Annotated in this window: 21 protein-coding genes and 3 tRNA genes; 10 read left to right on the top strand and 14 right to left on the bottom strand. The window is 31.0% G+C overall.

Annotated elements, in window-relative coordinates; translation table 11 throughout:
- Positions 1-62: 62 nt before the first annotated feature.
- A complete protein-coding gene (locus OA93_RS15030) occupies positions 63-1,850 on the bottom strand; it encodes an ABC transporter transmembrane domain-containing protein (RefSeq protein ID WP_039114206.1) in 1,788 nt (595 codons plus the stop codon).
- Positions 1,851-2,051: 201 nt separating this feature from the next.
- On the opposite strand from OA93_RS15030, the gene OA93_RS15025 reads away from it, so the two are divergent.
- The 6 genes from OA93_RS15025 (at position 2,052) to OA93_RS15000 (ending at position 5,791) form a co-directional block, all read left to right on the top strand.
- Positions 2,052-2,126, top strand: a tRNA-Val gene (locus tag OA93_RS15025).
- A gap of 91 nt (positions 2,127-2,217) precedes the next feature.
- Positions 2,218-2,291 (top strand) — tRNA-Arg (locus OA93_RS15020).
- A gap of 451 nt (positions 2,292-2,742) precedes the next feature.
- Positions 2,743-3,537 (top strand): two-component regulator propeller domain-containing protein, encoded by a 795-nt coding sequence (locus tag OA93_RS15015; RefSeq protein ID WP_205625783.1) that lies wholly within the window; start codon positions 2,743-2,745, stop codon positions 3,535-3,537.
- A 30-nt stretch (positions 3,538-3,567) separates the two neighbouring features.
- The gene (locus OA93_RS15010; protein ID WP_039114205.1) at positions 3,568-4,203 is read left to right on the top strand and encodes a class I SAM-dependent methyltransferase; all 636 of its coding nucleotides are present in this window, start codon (positions 3,568-3,570) and stop codon (positions 4,201-4,203) included.
- Positions 4,204-4,500: 297 nt separating this feature from the next.
- Positions 4,501-5,445, top strand: coding sequence for a PD40 domain-containing protein (locus OA93_RS15005; RefSeq protein ID WP_039114204.1), 945 nt, complete (start codon positions 4,501-4,503; stop codon positions 5,443-5,445).
- Between the two features lie 268 nt (positions 5,446-5,713).
- A tRNA-Val gene (locus tag OA93_RS15000) sits at positions 5,714-5,791 on the top strand.
- A 135-nt stretch (positions 5,792-5,926) separates the two neighbouring features.
- On the opposite strand, the gene OA93_RS14995 is transcribed toward OA93_RS15000, so the two are convergent.
- Together OA93_RS14995 and OA93_RS14990 are read right to left on the bottom strand one after the other, a co-directional pair.
- Complete coding sequence (locus OA93_RS14995) at positions 5,927-7,057, bottom strand: nuclear transport factor 2 family protein (protein WP_039114203.1); 1,131 nt, start codon at positions 7,055-7,057, stop codon at positions 5,927-5,929.
- Between the two features lie 297 nt (positions 7,058-7,354).
- The gene (locus OA93_RS14990) at positions 7,355-8,587 is read right to left on the bottom strand and encodes a serine hydrolase domain-containing protein (protein WP_039114202.1); all 1,233 of its coding nucleotides are present in this window, start codon (positions 8,585-8,587) and stop codon (positions 7,355-7,357) included.
- Between the two features lie 455 nt (positions 8,588-9,042).
- Between OA93_RS14990 and OA93_RS14985 the strand changes: the two genes are divergently transcribed.
- The 4 genes from OA93_RS14985 to OA93_RS14970 all read left to right on the top strand — a co-directional run bounded on the left by OA93_RS14985 (position 9,043) and on the right by OA93_RS14970 (position 13,551).
- A complete protein-coding gene (locus OA93_RS14985) occupies positions 9,043-10,962 on the top strand; it encodes a hypothetical protein (protein WP_039114201.1) in 1,920 nt (639 codons plus the stop codon).
- A 47-nt stretch (positions 10,963-11,009) separates the two neighbouring features.
- Positions 11,010-12,236 (top strand): hypothetical protein, encoded by a 1,227-nt coding sequence (locus tag OA93_RS24160; RefSeq protein ID WP_052259464.1) that lies wholly within the window; start codon positions 11,010-11,012, stop codon positions 12,234-12,236.
- An 82-nt stretch (positions 12,237-12,318) separates the two neighbouring features.
- On the top strand, positions 12,319-13,104 hold the full coding sequence (locus OA93_RS14975; RefSeq protein ID WP_039114200.1) for a hypothetical protein: 786 nt from the start codon (positions 12,319-12,321) through the stop codon (positions 13,102-13,104).
- Between the two features lie 27 nt (positions 13,105-13,131).
- On the top strand, positions 13,132-13,551 hold the full coding sequence (locus OA93_RS14970) for a hypothetical protein (protein WP_039114199.1): 420 nt from the start codon (positions 13,132-13,134) through the stop codon (positions 13,549-13,551).
- 39 nt (positions 13,552-13,590) lie between these two features.
- Here the strand turns inward: OA93_RS14970 and OA93_RS14965 are convergent, their stop codons facing one another.
- The 11 genes from OA93_RS14965 to OA93_RS14910 all read right to left on the bottom strand — a co-directional run bounded on the left by OA93_RS14965 (position 13,591) and on the right by OA93_RS14910 (position 24,765).
- Positions 13,591-15,057, bottom strand: a complete 1,467-nt coding sequence (locus OA93_RS14965; protein WP_039114198.1) for an NAD(P)/FAD-dependent oxidoreductase — start codon at positions 15,055-15,057, stop codon at positions 13,591-13,593.
- 905 nt (positions 15,058-15,962) lie between these two features.
- Positions 15,963-16,679 carry a DUF6882 domain-containing protein gene (locus OA93_RS14955; protein WP_039114196.1) on the bottom strand — a complete coding sequence of 239 codons (717 nt, stop codon included), beginning with the start codon at positions 16,677-16,679 and terminating at the stop codon, positions 15,963-15,965.
- A gap of 76 nt (positions 16,680-16,755) precedes the next feature.
- A complete protein-coding gene (locus OA93_RS14950; RefSeq protein ID WP_039114195.1) occupies positions 16,756-17,331 on the bottom strand; it encodes a hypothetical protein in 576 nt (191 codons plus the stop codon).
- 33 nt (positions 17,332-17,364) lie between these two features.
- Positions 17,365-18,117, bottom strand: coding sequence for a hypothetical protein (locus tag OA93_RS14945; protein WP_039114194.1), 753 nt, complete (start codon positions 18,115-18,117; stop codon positions 17,365-17,367).
- A complete protein-coding gene (locus OA93_RS14940; protein ID WP_039114193.1) occupies positions 18,118-18,603 on the bottom strand; it encodes a hypothetical protein in 486 nt (161 codons plus the stop codon).
- Positions 18,604-18,680: 77 nt separating this feature from the next.
- The gene (locus OA93_RS14935; protein WP_039114192.1) at positions 18,681-20,168 is read right to left on the bottom strand and encodes a serine hydrolase; all 1,488 of its coding nucleotides are present in this window, start codon (positions 20,166-20,168) and stop codon (positions 18,681-18,683) included.
- 199 nt (positions 20,169-20,367) lie between these two features.
- A complete protein-coding gene (locus OA93_RS14930; protein WP_131474482.1) occupies positions 20,368-20,799 on the bottom strand; it encodes a hypothetical protein in 432 nt (143 codons plus the stop codon).
- Positions 20,800-20,821: 22 nt separating this feature from the next.
- Complete coding sequence (locus OA93_RS14925; RefSeq protein ID WP_039114190.1) at positions 20,822-22,192, bottom strand: hypothetical protein; 1,371 nt, start codon at positions 22,190-22,192, stop codon at positions 20,822-20,824.
- A gap of 326 nt (positions 22,193-22,518) precedes the next feature.
- Positions 22,519-22,797, bottom strand: a complete 279-nt coding sequence (locus OA93_RS14920; protein ID WP_039114189.1) for a hypothetical protein — start codon at positions 22,795-22,797, stop codon at positions 22,519-22,521.
- A 230-nt stretch (positions 22,798-23,027) separates the two neighbouring features.
- Positions 23,028-24,104 (bottom strand): ionic transporter y4hA, encoded by a 1,077-nt coding sequence (locus OA93_RS14915; protein WP_039114188.1) that lies wholly within the window; start codon positions 24,102-24,104, stop codon positions 23,028-23,030.
- A 292-nt stretch (positions 24,105-24,396) separates the two neighbouring features.
- Positions 24,397-24,765, bottom strand: coding sequence for a hypothetical protein (locus OA93_RS14910; RefSeq protein ID WP_039114187.1), 369 nt, complete (start codon positions 24,763-24,765; stop codon positions 24,397-24,399).
- Positions 24,766-24,774: the final 9 nt, after the last annotated feature.

Below are 24,774 nucleotides of genomic sequence, written 5' to 3'. Positions count from 1 at the left end.
AAAACTCCAATGAAAATTGGAGTTTTTTTTTGATTTTACTTTCCAGATTTCATCTTTAAAACTTAAGAATTACTAAATTGTAAGTTGCTTAAGTTTTTATATGTTCCGTTTTCTAACGCAATTAATTCCTGGTGTGTTCCTTGTTCTGAAATAATACCGTTATCAAGAACCAAAATTTGGTCGGCACTACGAATCGTTGAAAGGCGATGAGCAATGATTATACTTGTTCTTCCTTGCATTAAAATCTCTAATGCTTCTTGTACTAGTTTTTCGCTCTCGCTATCTAATGATGATGTTGCTTCATCAAGAATTAAGATACTTGGGTTTTTAAGTAATGCACGTGCAATGGCTATTCGCTGACGCTGACCACCAGAAAGTTTAATTCCTCTTTCTCCAACCAAAGTGTCGAATTTTTCAGGGAAACCTTCAATAAAATTAAACGCATTAGCTTGTCTGGCTGCTATTAAAATTTCTTCTTCGGTTGCGTCTGGTTTACCATAAGCGATGTTTTCTCTGATGGTTCCACCAAATAAGATAACATCTTGAGGTACAATACTCATGTTTCCTCTTAGATTTTCTAGATCGTAATCGTAGATGTTTTTTCCGTCTACAATTATTTCTCCAGCATCAATATCATAAAAACGTAATAATAAAGATGAGATTGTCGATTTTCCGGCTCCACTTGGCCCAACAATTGCAATTTTCTGACCGAATTTAGCAGTGAAATTTACATCTTTTAAAACCTTGATTTCTTTTCTTGACGGATAGCTAAATTGTACGTTTTTGAAAGTAACATTTCCTTGTATTTTTTCGATTGCAGTCGAATTTTGGTGTGAGTTTATTTTCTCAGGGTGTTCGTCTAATAATTCAAAAACACGCTCGGTTGCTCCAATAGCTTTTTGGATTTGCGCATATAATTCGGCGATTCCACCAAAAGAAGCTCCAACAAAAGTAGAGTAGAGTACAAACGATATTAATTGCCCTACACTCATTTCGCCAGCAATACTCAATCGTACACCATACCAAACTACTGCTACAATTGCTCCAAACAGACAGAAGATGATAAAAGAAGCAAAGTAACCACGGTATTTACCACCTTTGATGGCTAATTTTACTACTTCTTTAATTTTCCCGTTATAACGTGCAATTTCGTACCATTCGTTAGCAAAAGCTTTTACAATGCTAATTCCTTGCATGGTTTCCTCGACAATTACCTGACTTTCGGCAACCTGATCTTGTACTTTTTTAGAATATTTACGAATAAAACGACCAAAAATAACTGCTGCAATTGCCACAAGCGGAACTACAGACAGCATTAATAAAGTTAGTTTTAAGCTCTCGGTAGCCAATAAAATAACTCCTCCTATAATTAATATAAACTGACGTAAAAACTCGGCAATTGTAGAAGTTAATGTGTCTTGTATCTGAGTAATATCGGCGCTTATACGACTATTTAATTCTCCTACTCGTTTTTGAGAAAAGAACGACATTGGTAGTTTTACTAAATTACTGTAAAGTGCCGAACGAAGATTTGCCAGCGTATTTTCGGTAAAATTTACAAATAATGATAATCTGAAGAATGAACATATTGATTGTAAAAAAAGGATAACGACTAATCCTAGCGCAATCATATTAGCCTCAGAATTGTCTTTGTTCTTAACACAATCTATTAGCATTCCCATTAATTTAGGAAAGGCTAGGGCAGTTGCTCCTGTAAAGAGTAAGAAGACCAATCCTACATAAAATTTCCATTGGTGTTTTCCTGCGTATTTAAATATTATGGTTGCTTTATTGAGTGAAGTAGCGGTTATTTTTGATTTTGGTAAATCATTTTCTTTGAATCTTGCCATTGTATAGTATTTATAAATGCAAATGTATGACTATACCAAGTTACTACAAAAGAAATGTAGCATTTCATCGCGTAATTAAAACGCTGCAAAAGAGTAGAGTAAAAAAAACTTTAAATTTATTTAAAAAAAAGGCTTGCGAATATGAAATCTAACTGTATATTTGCACTCGCAATCAGATAACGATAGCAACCTAGTAAAATAGGGCGATTAGCTCAGCTGGTTCAGAGCACCTCGTTTACACCGAGGGGGTCGGGGGTTCGAACCCCTCATCGCCCACTAAAAACTCCATTAGTAATATTGGAGTTTTTTTATGTCTTTCCCCACTTGTACTTTACTGTTGGGGTATGGATTGCAAATTTGCACAATCGGCCTCGTGGCGCAACTGAATAGCGCACTTGATTACGGCTCAAGAGGTTACTGGTTTGAATCCAGTCGAGGTCACAAAATAAAAAGCTTCAAATCACTGATTTGGAGCTTTTTTTATGGCTTTTTCTTGCGACAACTTTTTTTTGATCCATCAGAAAGTAGTAAAACTTCCAAAATGCATATTTATGATAGTATCTGGTAAACTAAAAGTCATTTGATAATTTATTAAGAATTGTTTTTATATTAGTATAAAATATAATCTGAACGAATATCAGACACAATGAAGAAATACTTACAGGTTTGTACTTTGCTATTTATACTTTTTCTTTACACCTCTTGTCGACAAAACAAAACAGAAAGTGGGGGAATTATTATCCACTCCAAAACCGAGGATGTAATTACTTCCTATGGACCTCAATGGATAAGTCGAAATATTATACAGGACAGAAAGAATAATATTTGAATTGCTACATTTACTGGTATTTTTCGGTACGATGGAAAGTCTTTTACCAACATTACAAGTAAGGTGATTTCGGCTCGCTTTTTTTCTATTTTAGAAGATAGAAAAGGAAACTTGTGGTTCGGTTCTATAGGTTCAGGTGTTTATTATTACGACGGGAAAACCTTTCAGAATTTCACAACTAAGGAAGGTCTTCTTAATAATGAAGTTACAAGTATTTATGAAGATAAAAAAGGCAACATTTGGTTTGGTGTTTCCGGAGGAGCAAGCCGTTACGATGGGAAGTCCTTTCGAAATTACATCATAGATGGGAATAGCATGAATGAGGATCGGACAGGGAAAACTTTTCCGAATAGATGTCCTTATGAAGTTAATTCTATTATCGAAGACAAAAAAGGCAAGTTCTGGTTTGCTACAAGAGGTAACACCTTTACTTATGATGGAAAAACATTTTCTGTTTTCACGCATAACGACAAACCTTTTAAAAATGTTCGTTCTTTAATTGAAGATAAAAAGGGAAATATCTGGCTTGGTGGGTTCGATGGTCTTTGGTGCTATGATGGCAATACATTTATGTGTTTCACGAAGAATTTTGTTGGCTATATACTTGAGGATGAAAAAGGTAATATTTGGACTAGTTCGCAAAGGGACAATAGTCAGGTTTGGGCACTTTTTAGGTATGATGGAAAGTCTTTATCTGATAAAAAGCCTACTGTAACCGAAATTAAATCAGGAGGAAACGGTCTTTTTGGTATTTTAGAAACTCGTGATGGGAATATTTGGTTTGGATCTATGAACGGAGTGTATCGTTATGATGGAAAGACCGTCACGGACTTTAAAAATAAAGACAATCAGAAATAATATTTACGCCATTTTAAGAACTACAAAAGTATGGATAGCTATAAAGAAACATTTGAAACTTGGAACAAAATTGCATCATTATATCAAGATAAGTTTATGGACTTAGATTTGTATAATGACACTTATGATTTTGTATGCAGTTCATTTGATAAAGCAAATCCAAAAATTTTAGAAATAGGTTGTGGGCCGGGGAATATTACAAAGTATTTATTGTCAAAAAGGCCAGACTTTGATATTTTCGGGATAGATATCGCACCAAATATGATAGAACTTGCAGGTAAAAGTAATCCAACAGCAAGTTTTGCTGTAATGGACAGTAGATATATTGACGAAATCAAAACAAAATTTGACGGAATAGTTTGTGGCTTTTGTTTGCCGTATTTGTCTCAGTTAGATAGTCAAAAACTTATCAGTGATTGTTATAATCTATTGAATGAAAATGGACTGATTTATATGAGTTTTGTAGAGGGCGATCCGAGTAAATCTGGCTTTCAAGTTGGGAGTAGTGGTGATAGAGTTTATTTCTATTTTTATAATTTAGACGATTTAAAAACGCAATTTGCTAAAAATAAATTTGAAGAACTTCAAACATTCAAAGTAGAATATAAGAAATCAGAAACCGAAATTGAGATTCATACAATATTAATTGCGAAGAAGAAGGTATAGTATTACAGTATAAAAAACTAAATATTTATACTCATTTATTAAAATCACGTATTTTTACTTATAGTGTGAGAATTAAAATATACTAGTTTTGAGTACTTTATAATTTATTTTTGAAACTGTAGCAATCATATCTTAATAGTATAGTTTGTAGATTATTGACAACTTAGATAGGACATAAAATATTCATATTTTATAAATTCTACAATATTTATTTGTTTGAATATTAGTATTTTAAGGAATTTGTCTGGTTTTGATGAATGTAAAGTCTAATTGTTTAATCAATAACACCATCAAATTATGAGCAATTATCCGGCACTAAATTGGGTTACATTTGAGAAAGGCGGTATAAATAGTTTTTTTAATGACTACCGGCCAGCAATTGGTCCGGACGGTGAAGCCGTAGTATTTGAACGAACATCATTCAATATTGAAATGGAGCCGTCGGCCACCCAGCTCTTTATTGTCAATGATCTAAAAAATCCTTCTTCGCAACTTTTTCTTAATAACTGTGATTCTCTCCAACAAACCAGACCTGATTGGTCTGGTGATAACATAGTTTTGAATTTAGAATATGAGAAAAAGGTTACTGTTTGGACAGTTGATGCCAGAGGTAATAACTTGAAACAGATTAAAAATACAACGAGTTGTATTTATCCGCAATGGGCTATCGATCCAACATTTAAAGGTTTCGTTGTGATGAACAATAAACAGCCAAAACCGCACAGTACATTATTAGATATTGACGGTAATATTGTTATTACCAACATGAACGGTAAGGATACTAATAACAATATGATGTTAGGCGGTATGCCTGCTGTTTTCCCAAATAAACCAAGATCAATAGCATTTGCTGGCCAGTCTTCATCTAGCGGTAGTTATAATCAGGAGGATAACTATATTTTCCTTAATGTCGAGGACGGGAATGAATTTTTATCGATACCTATGGAGCGTTCAGCAAATTTAAAACCGATCGATAAGCATTTTCAAGGAAGGGCTCCTGCTATATCGCCTGATGGAAACTATATTGCTTTCGAGAGCAATAGAGATGAGGGCTATGCAATCTATTTATTTAATTTAAGTAAGCCTGAAAATCCTCCTGTCCAGCTGACTGATTCAAAAGTTAAGCTCAATGCGCAGCATCCAAAATTCTTTCCTGATGGTAGTCGACTAATTTTTAGTGCAGTATCTCCTGGAGATGCTTATAATAGTATTGTCTGGATTGATATTTCTGAATACTTATGACATTTTTCAATTTTATTTTGGCATTTGTATTACGTCATTTGATTGTTTTTGATAGTGCTTTGTTTTAGAAAATAAAAAAGCAGTTTTAAAACATTGAATTTTAAAAAAAAACTTGTCTTTTGTAAAAAGTCTACTGACTTACAAATAAGATAAGTAAGCAGTGTAGAGTGGAACTTTTTTAAATTATTTAAAAAAAAGGCTTGCAAATACGAAATCTAACTGTATATTTGCACTCGCAATCAGATAACGATAGCAACCTAGTAAAATAGGGCGATTAGCTCAGCTGGTTCAGAGCACCTCGTTTACACCGAGGGGGTCGGGGGTTCGAACCCCTCATCGCCCACCAAGAAACTCCATTAGAAATAATGGAGTTTTTTTATGTCTTATTTGAAATATGTGTGATTTATAGAATTAATGCTAGTGTCAATATATTTAATATTATAAAGTTTGATAAAATAAATAGTTATATGCTAACTGTTAGCTATATACCATTTTCTTTTTTCTCAGCATTTATTAATTCTATAATCTTTAAAGCTACACCACTCGACGATTGAAAATTTTGTCCAGTAACGATTCTTCCATCCGTTTCTACATGTGCGGCATTACGAGCAGAAAACTTAAAAACGCCTCCTCTTTCTTCAATTGTCTTTTGAATTAAGAATGGAAAGTATTTATAATATTCTCCATCTTGCTTTTCGAAAGAATCGGGGTAACCACTAATTTTTTTTCCTGCCACTAAATAATTGCCGTCTTTTGTTTTTAAGTTTACAATTCCTGCAGTTCCATGACAAACAGAAGAGATAATACCCTTATTTTCTTCATATACTTTAAGAGCAATAGTTTGAATTTCTTTATTTTCAGGTACATCATACATGGCAGATCCACCACCGATATAATGAACAGCTTTATAATTTTTTGAATCAATTTCTTCGGGTTTTTTAGTGCTTTTTAGTGCATACATAAAATCTTGATCAAATAAATATTGCTTTTGCAAAGTGTCGGATGTGTTGATATATGCCAATGGAATACTTCCTCCTTCTGGGCTTACAAAATCGACGGTGTATCCTGCTGTTTTAAAAGTATTATAAGCATTTACTATTTCAGAAAAACTATTGCCTGTTGCTATGGTTGATTTGCCATAATAATGAGCATTAGAAACAATAAATAGAATATGCTGTCCTGATTTATTAGAATTTAAACTAGTTGCAGATTTACTAATAATTTTCCATTCGCCTTGAATCTTTTTAAGTAAAAACAGATCAATAAATTCTAATTTTTTGGAAGGTATTACTATTTCGGCCTTAGCCAAAGCAATATCGTTATATAACTCAACTGAAATAATTCGGCCTATACGACCATTAAATTGTCCCTGAACGCCCTTTTTAAACCCATTGGCGTATTCGTTAATAGGTACAATCCACAGGTCTTTGTCTTTATGACTTAAAAACAGATTGGCTTCTGGATAAAATGCTTTTTCGATGCTTTCAGGTTTATTGTATGAACTTCCTTCGATGTAATTTTCAATACATTTTTTCACTAATACTTCTTCTGTTTGTGCTAATAAGCAACCTGGCAAAAATAATAGTGCGATAAAATAGATGATTTTTTTCATAAGCTTTTTTGAATTAAATTTTTCACAAAGCTATGATTGGTGGGATTTCAACAGGAATGAATTTATAAATCAGGACTCCTGATTTATAAATATTAAGAGAAAAAAATGAGTTTTTGCGTAGTTTATAGATGTTGTTCCAGTTTAAGTATAGTTTCATTAGATTTATGTCTTTACTCGTGTCTTATTGTGTGGGCACGGAAAGTATTTCCGCCTTTACTTTGTATTTGATAAAAAACACTAAATTTATTCAAAGGAAAACAGAGGTGAACTATCAAATCCGTGCTTATCTACTGGCTTTTACTTATTAATTGTATTTTGATAATCTGATGTTGCTTTCCAAATTTGCTCTATTTCTGGCCAAACAATAGCAGTGAAATCGGTATCAGTGTTGACTAGTACTATGGTACCAATTTTAGTTTTAGGATTAAAGTACATTGCTGTAAACACACCCGGGTCTGAACCATTATGACCAATCATTTCATTTTTAATATCTAAAAAGGAATCACGAAATTCAATAAAAACACCATATTCTTCATTTGTTCCATTGCTGGCAAATATTTGTTTTTCAAAGAGTTTCTTGTAACTTTCTTTCTTTAAAAGTTTTCCATTTCCCTCATATCCTTTTATGAGTTCTGATAAAAATAATCCTAAATCCTTACTCGATGTTAGAAATCCTCCATCAGGATACGTTATGAGAGAATACTCGGCAATCATCTTCTCTTTGTTTGCAAATAATCTCGAACGTCTATTAGTATCAATATCTTTTGATGACCAACCAGAGGAATTCATTTTTAATGGTTTTAGAATATTCTCTTTAGTAAATGAGGTGTAATTTTGTCCCGTTGCAGATTCTATTACTAAAGCACAAAGAGCAGCAGCTATATTCGAATATTCACGCTTTTCTCCTGGTTTAGCATTTAAAAATGTATTTTTTGAATACCATTTTCCGTTTTCAGTAAGACTATTTCGCATGAAATCTGATAATGAAATATTATTTTCGGGTTTATTGAAGTAGTCGTAAACTCCTTCATTTTCATCGTGTTTGTCTTTCGTTAAAATATATGATTTTGCATAAACTTCATCAAGGTCAGTAATTGAAGAGGTATGATAAGCCAAATGTTTTATTAAGATTGGAATTTCTGGATGGTTTGGATTGACAATCTTGAATGGCAAATATTTATTAATCGGGTCGTTTATATTTAATTTACCTAATTCTTGTGCTTTAAATAAAGATATTCCTATTAGTGTTTTTGATATTGAAGCTATGTTTTGAATTGTGTTTGATGTGTATGCTTTTTTTTGCTCGATATCTGTAAATCCAAAACCTTTATCATAAATTAATCCCTTTTCATTTACTACGGAAACTGAAAATCCAATTATTGCCCCTTTTTTATAAGCTAAGTTTAAGTTTTTAGTTAGCGTATCATTTATTGTAGAATTGCTTTCTTTGCTTATTGGAGTAGTCTCGTTTTTTTGTTTAAATGATAAGATTAGTATTGAAAGGATGAGAATTAAAAATATTTTTTTCATTGTTTCTTATTTTTTTAGAAAGAGAACACCTTAACTTATTTTAGGTTTATCACTCTTCGAAGAGCTCTTAATTAAAGAATAAATTTGCTCCGATATATGAAATCTCGAGATTTTGTATCGACTAAGATAGAAAAAAGCTTAAAAATAAAGAGCTTAAAAATTTTAAAAAGGATATTGTTTTGGTTTGTAAAGATAGGAGAGAGAAAATTTCAGCGATATTTTTCCATAAATCGTAATCTTTCGGATAGTATTAGTTACTACTTTATAAAAAGATTTAATTGGAAAAGTGTTGTAGTATATTTTTTGTAAAATAATTAAAAGTGGGTATTGTTTATGGAGGTAAGATAGGTTAGTTTTGGAAGAGAATTTTTACAATGATAATTTTAAATGTAAAAGAGCATATTATTATGGTACATTTTGTAAAACATGTATTGAAATCTAAATCACATTAAATTATGAGTAGAATAAGAATTGTTGGAGGTACAATTGCAAAAACTACTGGTGGAGATCATAATATCTACTCTGATGGTAATATTGTTTACAACTCAGGTAAGGCTATTACAGAAACAAGTGATGTCGGAATTATGTATGGCGAACCTAAAAGCCCGCCGAAAAAAGAAATCATTGTGAGCGCCTTTAAGTTTGAAAGTACATATGTACACGATCATCTTTTAAGTGTAGCTAAAGAAATGACACCAAAATTTAATGCAGACGATACAAGTATTATTTGCAAGTTTTATAAGGCAGTAAACGATGGGAAAATAACAAACATACCTATTGAAGTTTCGAAGAATTTACACCCAAGTAAAGTTTTTTATGATTTAGAAGAGAAAAAAATTATCATTTGGGAAACTAGCCTGCTTGGCGTAGAAAAAAGTGACGATCAAAAAATTAAGTTGCTTCAGGATCTGACACAGTCTTATAGTACATACTTGAAAGAGTGCTTGAAAGATATGAATTCTGGAGATAGTTTTGAATCGTATGATTATGATTTGTTTAGGTTTGATGCTATAGGTTCTGAAAATGTAGTCATTGGGAAATTAGAAACGCCAACTTACAAAGGAAATTTAGATCTTTCATTTGTAGAAGTCGAAAATAAAGCACCCAAGAAATATGATTGGAAACCAGAAAAAGATCCTCGCGCCCATGGACCAAATGCTGGTAACGGAGGAGATGGAGGAGATTTTTATGGAGGCCCTGGCGATCCACCAACCAAAAGCCCTAATATAGGTTTTAAGTTTAGTTACAGCTTAAATGGTGGGTTTACAGCAAGCGTATATGTAGGAATTTCTAAGAGTGTGAGCTCAGGAAATTTTGGCGCTATGGGATCTCTTAACACCGCTTTGACTTACTATGGAAAAGGTTCAGTTGGAACATCAAGAATGAGTCCTACATTAGTTACACTGAGCGCAACACCTTCAATAACTTTAGGATATAAAACAGGAAATGCATTACAGATGAACTTGTTTAACCAACATGCTGGTTCAGGGGTTTACAACCCCTATGAGTATGGATTTACATTGGGAACAACAGGTATTTTGAGTTCAGGAAGTGTGTCTAGAGAGTTCAACCCCGAAACAGGAGAGTTTGAAAAAAATCCTTACAACTCTCATGACGTAGCTAGGGGAAAAGATAAAGATGGTATTTTTGGAAATACACAACGTTATAATAACACTCGAAATCAGATTGTTGGAGGGGCAGCGATTAAAGTAGGAAACTTTATGATTGCCTCTTATAATGATATTTACAAACCACCGTTATTTTTTGGGATGGGCTCTGATGAATATTGGTCAGCAGGAATAAATATGCAAGCCAAGTTACCCCAAAACATTAAGATGGCTTATGCTGTAGATATGTACTACGGAAAATCGAATAACAAAAATCCTTATAGTCAGGATAAAATCATCGATAAGCAAAACTACGATTATCAACAGTTATTCGACGTTTTACTGAATCGTGGGCAAGAAACTTTCTCGATTACTGATGTTAATGGAAATCTTAAAACAGAAACTAGATTTGGTTATGGTACTTTCTGGCCTACCAACGCTATGCACGACAGTATTGCCTTTCCTGATGTCCCTAAAGAACCAAAGAAACCTATTGAGCCTAAAAATACGTTAAATATTGAATTAAATAAAAAGTATAATACCAATCTTAAGCAATATAACATTGATTTAGAAATTTACAATAGAGATATGATAAATTACAAGGTCAGTACTCAGTTAAAACCTAAACCTACTTTTCATCATTTATTTGTAGTGTATGATAAGGATAATAAGGAAGATTTAGAAAGATTAAAAAAATATCTTAATGCAGGACAATCGGAAGAAGGAAAATTATTAAAAGAAATGTATATACTAGATAATAAAAAATAATACCAATACACATGAATAAATTGATTAGTTTATATTTTGAAAGAAAAATGAAAGTAGAAATAAAATTTATTCAATTCTTCTTCTTCTTCTTCTTTATTTCTATATCAGCTTTTGCCCAATATACTACTATTCCTGATGAAAATTTTGAAAAGAAATTGATTAGTCTTGGTATAGACTCAGGAAATCCTGATGGAAAAGTTCTTACTGCTAGTATTGCTTCAATAACTAATTTGGATGTTTCTAGAAATGTTATTAATGAAGAATCCTTTGATTCTCCTCCTATTCGAGACTTAACTGGAATTCAAGACTTTGTTGTTTTGAAAAACCTAGACTGTTCAAAAAATGAATTAGCAACTTTGATTCTTTTTAAAAACACAACTTTAACTAGTTTAAATTGTAGTTTTAATTATTTAATAGATTTAGATCTTTCTAAAAATATAAATTTGAAAAGTTTAGATTGTAGTTCTAATCGCCTAGTAACTTTAGATGTTTCTAAAAATACGGCATTGACTGAATTTCATTGTATATCAAATAAATTGTCATTTTTAGATATTTCTAAAAATAAAGCTTTAACAAATTTAAATTGTAGTTGGAATAGTTTAAAAAATCTAGATGTTTCTCGAAACATAGCTTTAACAGAATTAAACTGTTACTCCACAGATTTGACAATTTTAGATGTTTCTAAAAACTTAATTTTGACTAGTTTAAATTGTAATTGGAATAGCTTAACAAGTTTAGATATTTCTAAGAATAAGGCTTTAACAGGTTTGTTCTGTGATTCTAATAAATTAGTAATTTTAGATATTTCTAAAAATAAAGTTTTGACTACTTTAAACTGTATTGATAATCGCTTAACAAGTTTAGATGTTTCAAAAAATAAAGATTTATCACTTTTAAGTTGCAGTAAAAATAATTTAATAACTTTAGACGTTTCTAAAAATGTAGGTTTAACAGAATTATATTGCATTGCAGATAAATTAACAGCCTTAGATATTTCTAAAAATACAGTTTTAAATACTTTATATTGTGGACAAAATAATTTGGAAACTTTAGATATTTCTAAGAATGGTGCTTTGCGTGAAATAAATTGTAACAATAATAATTTATCAACTTTAAATTTAAAAAATGGAAATAATTTAAAATTTGAGCTTTTAGACTTTAAAAGCAATCCAAATTTAAAATGCATTCAAGTAGATAATGTATCCTATTTTAAAACGCTTTGGATGAACTCTAAAGATAATTCTGCAATTTATACAAGTGACTGTTATAATTAACTGAAATATAGATTTTGGTAAGTATAATAAAAGATTGAAATCATAAATTCAGTTTATAATAAATAAAAACAATAATAAATAAATGCCTTATTCTAGAAAAAGTAGATTAGAAAAATTTAAAGAATGTGGGGAAAAATTTAAAAAACAGATAAACAAAGGATTTGTTTTGCTCTTTTTTGTTTTTTTTATTGTGAGTTGTGGTCCATCTAAAGATGCTGTTGTTCTTGAATCCGAATTTGTAGAATATCTAAAAACCGTAAATATAGATAGAGATACTATAAAAGATTTTAAATATTTTAAAGAATTTTTAGCGTACAAAAAAGAACAGGATCGTCAATCCTTGTTAGAAAACCCAATCTTAAAAGTAAACGAAGTATATGCTTATCAGGGAGATAAAAGAGAAATTACTTTTTGTGTTTTTTCAGATGATGGATATCTATATATGGCTGAAGCTTATAAAACAGGTAGCATGCTCCTGACCGAACCAAAGGATGGGAAAATAGAATTTAAAAAGCCAGTAGAACTAATTTTCCTAGGTTTTTTTGAATTAAATGACACCATTCTTAAAATTAGCCGACATGAAAAAACATCATTAGGTGAACGAAATCAAAGTGATCTTGGTTATGTGAAAAAAGATACTATAACTCTTACTGCATTTTATAACACTAAGAAGTACGGCTATAAGAAAAAAGGGCTTGCTAAAACCCATAATACAAATTTTAAATTGGTTTATCAACCTAATTTAACAGCTATTAAGACCAAAAATGAATTAGGGTCTGATACGTTTCGTATTGAGGGTTCATTTACCGCAGAAAAAAACTTAGAAGAAGATAAAATGTTAGATCTTCTAGATAAAGCAAAGTTTTAGAAAAATAAATCATTACATAAACTAATTATGCTATTTAAATATTCTATTTGCCATCCTGACAAAAAAGATATCGAATACAGAAATAATGCAATTTCTGGAAATGATGTATTGAAAATTGCCGAAGATTATCCTTGGATTCAGCAACTAAATCTCTCTGAATCGATTAATCAAAATGAGGTTTATTATAGTCCTTCTTTAGATTTTAATTGTATTAAAAACGGACAGAGTTTTTGTTTAACTGCAATATATGATGAACAAAAAAAACTTGCATTCTCAATATGGTACAATCGACCAAAAAAAGTTAAGGTTTTATTTGGTTTGTTTGGAGAGTCTGAAAAAATGATTGTTGATGATTATTGGTCATTAAATTTTGATGATGCATTAAAATTTCTTCAATATTTCGTTGAAGGAAAACATCAAGAGATCGAAAAATTATATAAAAAATAACTTCGTTATATTGTCCTGAATGATAATGTCTTAAGTGCTTTATTTCACATCTTTTTTCTTCAAACATCTACCTCTAGGCTGATCACCTTCATGGAGTACAACTTCGGAATGTAGGAATTGTGCGGCTTCTGCTGAATCTTTTACTTTTACAGCACTTCGTTCTAACATTTCGGCTTCAAAATCATTTAATACACTTTTTCTAATTCCAGCTTTCTTCCATTGTGATAAAGGTCTGCATTCTTTTGTGATTCCTCGGGCGAGTGAGAGGGCATCTAATAGTGCCTGATTTGCTCCTTGTCCTTTAAACGGACTCATGGGGTGTGCTGCATCTCCAATAAGAGTTACTTGCTGTCCTTTTTCTAACAATTCAGGTTGGAGTAATTCCCGATCATAAACAGGATAACCAGAAATTTGAGCTTCTTGAGTAGCTGCCAAAATCTGAGGAATAGGGGTGTGCCACTGAGTTCTGCGACAGGCTTCTTCCTTGAGCGCTAGAGGACCTTGGGCGCTTAATGCTTTGGCTTCTTCTTCGGGCATTGGGAAACTAAGTTGCCACATTACGGAGTCTGATGTATAAGGCATAATATAGATTCGCTCATTACCATTGGCAGTTTGAAACACTGTGGCTGAGTCTAGTAAAGAACTATTAAGATCTTCGAGAGTATTTAAAGGACAAATACCCAATATTACAATACAATCCAGGTAACGCAAAGGGGTAATATCTTCACCAATAAGCAATCTGCGGACTGAACTACGTATGCCATCGGCTCCAACTACAAGATCTGCCGTTGCCATTTTTATTTTGCCGTTTACTTGAAAGTTTAAATCAACACTTCCATCCTCAGATTCTTTAAAATCTATTAATTGATGTCCCCATTGTACGATATCATGCTTGCCTAGTTGCTCAAGTAGCTCTAAGCGCAAAGATTGCCGTGCAATATGTATATTTGAACGTTTTGGAGAGGTTTTTACATCCGATTGTATCCATTTTCGAACGCCCCATTCGCCAATCACTTTTCCTTCTGTAGTATGAACGAGATGTCTTGTTGAAACCACACCATCTTTTAACGAAAAAATACCCAATCCTTCGATTGCTTTACTCGCTTGTTGCAAAGTAAGTCCGTAGCCTTGTGATCTTGCAGCAAAGTCATTATCTCGCTCATAAAGAGTAAAAGGGATTCCACGGTGTAAACAAGCTACTGCCAGAGCAACTCCTCCTATACCAGCACCAATAATAGCAACGTGTGGATAGTTTTCTTTATCTACCACAGGTGGAGTAGCAGAATGTATCAATCCAGACCCGTGACAGATAGTACAGGAATATAAATGTCCTTTAGGGCGAGTTGGAGCCGTTCCTTCTCCCTTGTTTTTCTCAAATAGATCGAGTGCCATTTGGTATTGGAGTCGAACTTTCTTGCTGATTCTTCTGCTTTTTTTGCCGCGTCCTTGGCATTCCTGACAAATAGTCCAGCTTACCTCTTCATTTTCTCCTTTTTTTACTTCCACTTTTTTTACTTTATCTGGACATTTAGATCTTCTTTAAGGTGTCAAAGCTATTACCTTTATTCTTTCTTTCCTTAAATTTTAAATAAAAAAATAAATAAAATATCAAATGAATCGAAAATGTCCCGTAAACTAAAAATCTTTGTATTGCCATATAATTTTGAAAATTTTGATTAGCCGAACCTGGTGTAATACCATCGTAAACTAATAATTCACCAGTAATAAAAATTACATTCACAATAAAAAAATAGAATAAAAAAATGTAAAGACTTACAAATTTTCGAATGCCAAAATAAAGAAATATCGGTATAATTATATTTAGTAACAATATAATTGAATAAAACCTACTATCATTTATATGTGAATTCCATCCGGGGAAAATTGAGGAGACATAATCTAATTTAAATAATGATAAAAATAGTACTAAAATTAGCGCTATCAATATAAGTAAAAAATTTCTCATTCTATGGTTAGTTTTGTGCTATGAGCAGGTTTTCTTTAGGCAAAAAGTACTATTTCAGTTAATTAACTTTTTGTATATTGAAACAGAAAGTATTTCCATCAATCGGAAATACGGAACTAGAGAATCTAAAAGACATATTGTTCTAGGTACAAAGTCAGGAGACTTCGTACAGCAGCTTTTCGGGATTATTAGAATAGCCTTTAATTATTCGTTACTTTTCTTATTTATATTGTTTTTTATCAAAAGAAAAATAGTTGCTAAAAAAACGATCAGGTATATAATAGAGAGACCTAGTTTTTCAAATCTTAGAGTTTCAAAATTAAACTGTTTGTAAAGCGCACTTCCTAAAATTAGTATTATAATAATGGGTACAAAATTCTTCATATAGTGGTTATTATTTAATGGTTAATAATTATTTTTTATTCAAATAATATCGCAATCTTTTTTATCCATTTAGTTTTATAAGACGTGACTGGTCATCAAATTCGGCTGTTACTGTATCTCCATTTTTAGTTGCGGTTAGTTTAACTCCATTTTCTGAAATATTGTATCCTTTATCAGTTAAATAATTGGTCAAGGCGAGATTATGGTTCATATCAAATTGCGAAATTAGTTGCGGGAAAACAGTCATAATTCTAAAATGATTGTCCTTGCGGTTTTTATCAATTTGATCACTTTTTATTGTTACGATCATTGCACCTTGTCCGTAATCACAAATATAGTAAGCACTTGAATTATGAATTCCCGACGCAATAGTACCTATTAGATGTAAATCTTCTTTTGAGAAATCGAAAGTATCATTTTTTAAAATGTTGATTTCATTATCTTCTCCATATTTTTTTAGTTCCAAAGCTTGTTGGATAACTTTATCTGTAAGCCCAGATTTTGTGTTTGCCCAAGCCCAAAGCCAGGTTTGAGAGGAATGTGAAATAGTACCTAATACTTGAATTGGAAAAACAAGGTTGGTTCCAAAACTAATTTCTCCGTTGGCAATATTTATATTCCAATTATTATTCCCAATTAAGTCTCCAAAATCTAATTGTTTATCAAATACAATCCCACCATATCTTTCGATCAGTTCTTGGTCTGTTTTAAAAGCTGTCAAATCCTGTTGTGTTTCTATCTTGTTATTTTGCCCAAATATTTTATTGAAAAATCCCATATGTTTCTTTTATTATTGTTTAAAATTAAAGTTTAGTTTGTAAAATATTTATTAACGGATTATATTTTTGTCAAAATTATTTCGAACCAATTTTTATTAGTTCACTATATAAATTATCTAAAAAAGTTTGCTGTTCTTCATTTTCCTTAAAATAGCGCTGATAGAGTACACTACAACTTTCGACATCTGAAATGTTTTTTGTATTAAAAGACCAATCATCTGTGTCTTTGACTGTAATTCCTAAGTCATTACTGCAACTTTGCCACAGTTCAGAGAATTTAGTTTTTTTATCATTGCTTAATTTATCAAAGTCAGCATTAACGGTAAAACCATGCATTTCGGAATTAAAAAATTTGTCAATTGAAGTTACGGGAACACCACCCCAATTTAATGGTTTACCAACTGGAAATTCTATGGTTATAAGGTTTTCCTCGTTCATTATTTGATCTTGTTCATCTTCTTTAAAGTATTGTTCTTCATAAACTAGCTTTGTTCCTACTGGAACTGCTATTTTCTTAACGACTAATGGTTTTGTAGTAATAAAATATGGATAATGTGGTGAAGAATTTCCACCTGTAGGACTCATGTTTCCGATACATCCCGTTAAAAAGAATAAGACGAATAAAGCAGAATAGGGTTTAAAAGATTTCATAAGTGTTTTTCTTTATTTTAAAATTTAAATTTTCTAATCTCCTCCGCATCCGCTACAACCACTTCCGCAACCACTGCATCCACTACTACAACCGCTGTCAAAACTAGAAGAGTAATCATAAAAACTCCAATCGTAACTACTACAGCCACTTCCTCCATCGGTTGAATTACTTCTATTAATTTCGGTTACTAAATCGGTATCAATCTGATTTAATAGTTCGTAATCAAGATTTACTAACAGGAATATATTTGCTCCAATTATTTTTATTAGTTCAATCGCTTTTTGGTTTTCGATGTTGTCTATGTCTGAAAGCTCATTTCCTGCGTCTTGAATTTCTTTTTTAACCTTTTGTTTTAATTCAGTTCCATATTCTGTAAGACTATAACCATAATAAAATTGCTGAAAAAGGTTTTGAGAAAAGCATTTTTTCAGAGTTGGAGTTTTTATTAAATCATTTTTTAAATCTTGTACTGTTCTAGTTTTTTGAAAAGCAATTTTAACCAAATTCCTAAACAATATTTCCACCGTATTATCAGTTCCAAAAGCGGATAGAAACGATCTTTCGTGATTTTGAGAATTATAAGTTTTATAGTTTTGTCCTATGCCAACATATTTATAAACTTTGACTTTTTCTCTAATGTGTGGCTGTCTTTTTACTTCAAAGGTTTTTAAAACTTGTTTAAATAATAAATCTATGAAAGTTATTTTTAAAAGTTCCTGCTGAGTAACATTTTTTTTAGTTAATATTAATATTTCTGCTGGCGTTAGTTCAGATAAATATTTCATTTAAAAAGGTTTTTTTATAATCCAGTTTCTATCCAGATTTATTCTTTCAAAGTTAATTTCAGTAAACCTAATTTCGCTTGACGGCCAAATATCTTTTGGTGTTTCGGTTTTGAAAAGTTCAAGATATAATTCTTTGGTTTTTTCGTAATAATTAGTGTATTTACTTTTCTCGGTATTACCGCCTTTAGTTGGCCCGTGATGTATTCTTCTTTTGATTGTGTTTTCGCAAAAATCTTCCCAATATGATTGCGTGTAGAGCAAATGCAAATGCCAAACCTGATCCACCTGATCCGATGGAGTTAATGGATGATTTGCAATAGTTAATAGAAAAATGAATTTTTTATATTCTAAAATCGCTCGGATAGAATATTCAATTGTCCAACCATTTTCTCTGGCAAGTCTATCTGTAAAACTAAATGAGATTTCAGGTTCATCGAGCTCAAAATTCTTAATCTTATTCCACAATATTAATTGTTCGTCACTCATATTTTTATTCAGATATGCTTTTTTTGATCATTTTTTAATTTTCAAATTCCAAAATGTAACAGTTCTTGCTAATCTAGTTATGCCTTTAGTAAACTACTCAGAACTTTTTTTCCGTTTTCGTTATTAGGATTTAATTCAATAGATTTTTGATACATTTTAATTGCATCTTCTTTTTTGCCACATTGAAGTAATGCTTCGCCATAACTATCATAAATATTCCAACTCTCAGGAAAAATTAATGATCCAGTTTTGAATGTCTGCAAAGCATTTTCATTTTTTTGGAGTCTAAGAAACTGATAGCCTAATCGATTAAAATCTCTCTCGGTTGCTTCATAATTTTTTTGATTTTTTAAATAGTCATAAATCAATTGATTTGCTTTTTCTTTATTTCCGTTTTCAAGTAAATTGCCATATACTCTTGAAAGATTTTGTGCAGGAATTGTATAAGGTTTGTTGTCCATTAATTGTAAGACGGTATTAAGGATAGAATACACTGGGCAATTTCCTGTATTGGATAGAAGGATTACAGTTTGATTTTTAGTAATGTTATGTGCCAAAATACTGGTAAGACCTGTAATAGAGCCATCATGAAAAACTATTTTTCCGTTACTTTCATCGGTGTACATTCCCCAACCTAAACCATAACTCATTTCTTTTCCTTCTAGATTATAAGTTGCTTTTTTTCCATCATTAAGTATTGTAGCTGTAAGAGCTTCCTCTAGTTCTTTTTTGCCTAAAATCTGATAGGTAAATAATGCGTTTTGATATTTTTGCAAGTCTAAAGCGGTGCTTACGATTCCTCCATTGCCATAAAAGTTACTTTTTTCGAATATTAAAAAAGGTTCTTTTAAGGTATTTATATTAGCAAAATCTGTCGAATAGAAGTTAGGATACATGTATAATTCTACTTGATTTGGTCCTTTAATTTTTCTGTTAATCGGAACAAATGAATCTTTCATTTTTGCAGGGTCGAAAATATTTTTTTCCATATAATTAGCATAACTAATTCCTGATACTTTTTCGATAATTAATGCAGCGATGCAAAAATTAATATTATTGTAGTCCCATTTACTTCCTGGTAAAAATGCAAGCGGTGTTTTAAAACGAATGAATGTTGGAATAATATCCTGATTCGAAATTATTTTTTCGGGTTGTTCTTTTATTATACTATCAAATAAATTATAATATTGAGCTAATCCAGAGGTGTTATTAAGCAGTTGTTTGATGGTGATATTTGGATAAGGGAAATCTGAAAGGTATTTCTGAACCGGATCATCAATTTTAAGCTTGCCTTTCTGTTTAAGCTGCAGTATAGCTGTTGCTGTAAAGGTTTTTGTTACAGAAGCAATTGGAAATCGAGAATTGTCATTAAACTTTTCTTTCTTCTCGATATTAGAAAACCCATAAGTATTAGAAAAAATAGTTTTTCCTGATTTAGAAATTACAGCACTACCCTTAAAAAGATTCCTTTCAGAAAGTGTCGAAAATAAATTGTTTAATTCTTGAGCAGAAACTGTATTCGTTAAGAAACTAGAGAGTAAGATAAAAAAAAGTATTTTTTTCATTTATTTTAATTTTTAAGAGTGCATTGTAATTTAGATTAAACAAATTAGGTGTTTTTTATATAGACAGATAATTTATAATATTGTTACGTTAATAACTGTTTTATTTTGATATTATTCCACTTTCTAGTGGTTTGTTTTTAATACGATGGAATAATAAAGGGGAGGTTATGATATCAGTTGGCAGCAGTAATTTGCTAGATTAATCATCATTAAAAGATTCATCTTCCCAAGCCTTTTGGCCTAAAAATTTTCCACAAAAGTCATAACGTTTTATTATTCCTTTTTCAGGATTTGTATTGTAATGAAAAATCCATATTTCATTATTTACAATTTTTACTCGGCGATATTTTATATCATCACAAGAGCAGGATGAACAAACTTGAATTGTAGTTTTCTTTAAAATTCTCTTTCCGCTACTATCAAATACTTGATCAATATGAATTATTTTTTTGTGTGGTAATTTCCAAAAAAGGAATTTTCGTTTCTTCTCAATTCTTTCTGTTTTTAAAGTTACGCTAGTAACAGAACATTTGTTTTCAATAGAATTTATGCTATTTATAGGTGGTAATTTATGCATGGCATAAACTGATGACAAAATAAACAACATGATTATTTGTATGGTAATTTTCATTTTCTAATAAATGGACTATATCTTATTTTACTGATTTGATAAGGGTTTCAATTGTCGATTTTTTTTGGTTTAATATTATCAACTGGCTTTTATCGTCTAATAGAATTTTGTAGGTAAACTCATTGTCTGCGTTAGCTTGCCAGTTTTTTAATTCTTTAAATTTAGTTTTTAATAGTTTTATCTTTTCAGAACTGTTTTTGGAAATAATTACCACTTTTGTAAGCGATGTTTTTTGCATTTTTTCAATACTACTTTCTGTAATTTGGTCTTCGCTTTCGGTTCTGGAACGATAGCGAAACAATTGGTTTATGGTCTTAATATCTTTTTCATTTTCGGTAAGCACATATCTGTAAGACATTATATTATTAAGTTCATTTATCCAATCAGGAAAGTTTGTTTCATATAGGTTGATGTAAGTATCAATAAAGTTTTTATCTATTGGTTTCTTCTGATTAATATATTCTGTAACCAACGGATAAATTTGCTTTGCCATAAGGTTGATATATTTTTTATTATACCAATCTCCAGTGTCAATTTTCCCGTCTAATTTTTCATAAACATACCCATTTCCTAAAGCGGTTGCCAAGACTTCGTTCATAAGCTGATAAGCATAATTACTACATTTCGATTTATTTTTTTTAAAATAAGTATTAATATCAGTTTTTACTTCAAGCGACTGTTCATCATAAATTATATGATAGGTTTCGTGTAGCATAACACTAAATAAGTCTTTATGCGATGTTAAATCGGTTTGTATTGCACTAATAAAATTGTTGCAAAATGCTTGTGCAGTAAATCCTTTAGAATTTGGTAACGGATAAAAAGCTACGTTGAAAGGAATTGAATTGTCCCAACTCGAATTATAGAATAATAATCCCGTCTGGAAGTAGTTTTCTATCTGGTTTTCGTTAGAATACTTTGTGACTTCTTTAATTTGGTTTTCGAATTTCTCTTTGTTTGGATTGTATATTAGCTCATTATAAATTGGGGTAAATTCCAAAATACTTTCAGCTAAATCATTCAGTGTATTATTTGGAATAAAACCAATCGAACGAATTTTAAAATCCTTTAGATTTTCTGTTTCTATTAGATTTTTTTTCAATAGATCTTCCGTTTGCATCGTCTTTTTTGAACCATATGGATAATCATCATATGGGAAACTATAGTAAATGTTTAATTTGTTAAATCTTGAGATTATAGTTTTGTATTTCTCAACGTTATATTTTGATTTTTGAAATTCAGTCTTGAAAACATTCTCAGGATAATCTTCAGAAAGATTTTGTAAAAAAACATAAACGGCCAACTGTTCAGAATATTTAATATTAAAAGTTGCCTTTTGTCCAAATGCTAATGATGTCAAAAATAAAAATGTTAGTAAAAGTCTGTTCTTCATTCTTTTTGTGGTGGTTTTTTGGTGAATGTTTTAGGTTATAAATGACTTTGAATAGTATGTTTTTAAATTATTTTAAGATATAAATTGAATTATGTTTAAGCGAATATAAGAAAATCTTGAGTATTGGTAATTTAATAGTTAAGTTGGTACAATGAATATAATCAGAGGGTATTTTATCAAAATGTTACTAATAAAGACCATAAATTCTACAAAAAACCTCCATTATTTTTAATGGAGGTTTTATAGAATAGATCGATTATTAGATTTGTATGGCTGGGTAGAGTAGGAGTCATCCAGTTTGATATTTTTTATATTGTCATTGTGCATTAATCTTTAAAATAGAACTTCGAAATATTTTCTGTTATAGTATAAGTTTCAATCCCAGTAAGGTTGGTAAACAATATAATAGCTAAATTATCATTAGGATCGAGAGATTTTGAAAATAGAACTTTATTATTTTTAATTACTGCAATTTGTAATCCTGAAATTTTTTGTTCTTCCATTTCTTTTTTAGGATACGATATAACCTCTTTCTCGTGGTTTTGTGCAAAAATAAAATCAGTTTGAAAGAGTAAAATACATATAATGAGTAAAATGTTTTTCATAGAAATGACTTAATAAGTTTTATTTTAGAAAGTTACTGATTAGTTATTTATAAAAAGCATAAAATTATTTTGCCAATGTAAGTTTGATTGACTTTGTGCTACAAATAAGCTTTTATTCATGTTATTATAGATTTAATTTCAACGTAAATAATGTATTTATTAATCATAAAAAAATGCGCAAAGTAAGAGATACTTGCGCATTTTTTATAAGAGTTAAGTTGTTTACGAGATTATGGGTATATCATAAGGAATACAAAAGCAAATAGATTGACCAGCAGTACTACACCATAAACAATATTTGACTTTCCTTTGCTTAACGACAACATTACGGTAAATACTGATAATGCTAATAATACAATAGATTTTATGTCGAGCCCAAGGATAATAGGCATATCCATCATGATACAAACAGCTGCAACACTAGGAATGGTTAATCCGATACTTGCCAATGCTGAACCTAAGGCTAAGTTTAAACTCGTTTGTAGTCTGTTTTTTCTTGCCGCAGTAATTGCTGCAATTGCTTCGGGTAACAAGATTATTGCTGCAATTACAACTCCCACTAAAGTTTTAGGAAGATGATAGCTTACAATAATGCTCTCGATAGTAGGCGAAAGTGTTTTTGCTAGTAGCACCACAATACCTAAGCTTACGATAAGGAAAACCAAACTTGTATAAAAGGTTTTATTATCGATTGCTAATGGTTCTGCAGCATCTTCATTTTCATCGGCTCCAATCGTAAGGAAATATTGGCGGTATCTTGTGGTTTGCGCAAACAGAAATGAAGAATAAATAACAATACAGGCACCTGATGCAAAAACAAGTTGAGGTACTGAATAATAAGAACCCTTAACACTTTCGGTGAAAGTAGGGAAGACCAATGTAAATACGATAATCGAAACTAGCGAAACCAATCCAATAGTTACAGAAGAGACAGAAAAATTTTGTTCGTAATGTTTTAGACCACCAATTAATAGGCAAAGACCAATGATACCATTAAGAATAAGCATTGTGGCGGCAAATACAGTATCTCTGGCTAATGAAGCTGCTTCTGCACCTTCGGACATCATTAAGGAAACAATAATCGAAACCTCTATAACGGTTATAGATATGGCCAAAATAATGGTTCCGTAAGGTTCTCCAACTCTTTCTGCGATTATTTCTGAATGATGTACTGCCGACATAACGCTCAGGATAAGTAGTATACTTGCAATAACTTGAAAAATACTGCTGTTGTCAACAAGTCCGCTAAAAAATAGAATCCAGGAAAGTGCTGGAATGATGATTGTCCACTGTAGTAATTGTTTCATTTTTTTTTAATATAAATACGGGTAAATTAAAATTCTCGCCAATTGCTTTTAATCACAAATTGGCTCTGATTTTCCGTAATATAGAACTTTTTTCGCTAAAAACGGCAAAAAACTCACACTTTCTTTGATTTTAGGTTAAAAAGTGTAAGCTTAAAAAGGGCAATTTTGGAGCTAATCTCTTTAAAATCACGTGTAGAAAATGAACTTATATTTAGTTTTTGCACGAACATAAAAAATGCGCAAAGTCAGAGACATTTGCGCATTTTTTTATATAAACTCTTTTGTAAATTGATTAAATGCCTTCTAATTCATTTTTGAATTGTTCAATTAATTCGTAAAATAATTTAATAGATTTTAAATGCTGTTCTTGAGTAATATCATAAACAAAAAGCTCTTCCCAAATTATATTCTCAGGTTTGACTCCTATGCTATATGCTAAAATCATATTTGCCCATCCAGCAGTTGATTCAAAATAACCAAGCTTATTTGCAACCCAATCAAAAAAAGGTTCATCTATGTGCTCATTTACAATTTTATTATCAATAAGCGCTAGATAATAGCCCGAAACAAAGGTCTTTATACTCTTAAGACTTGCTTCGCCAGTCCACATAATAGGTCGCTGTTCTATTGCTTTTAATAAATTGTAACATTCAATTATCATAATATTGAT

This window comes from Flavobacterium sp. KMS (assembly GCF_000813005.1).
GTDB lineage: Bacteria > Bacteroidota > Bacteroidia > Flavobacteriales > Flavobacteriaceae > Flavobacterium.
Note: the sequence above shows the minus strand (reverse complement) of the source record. Positions and strands in the feature narration are given on the sequence as shown.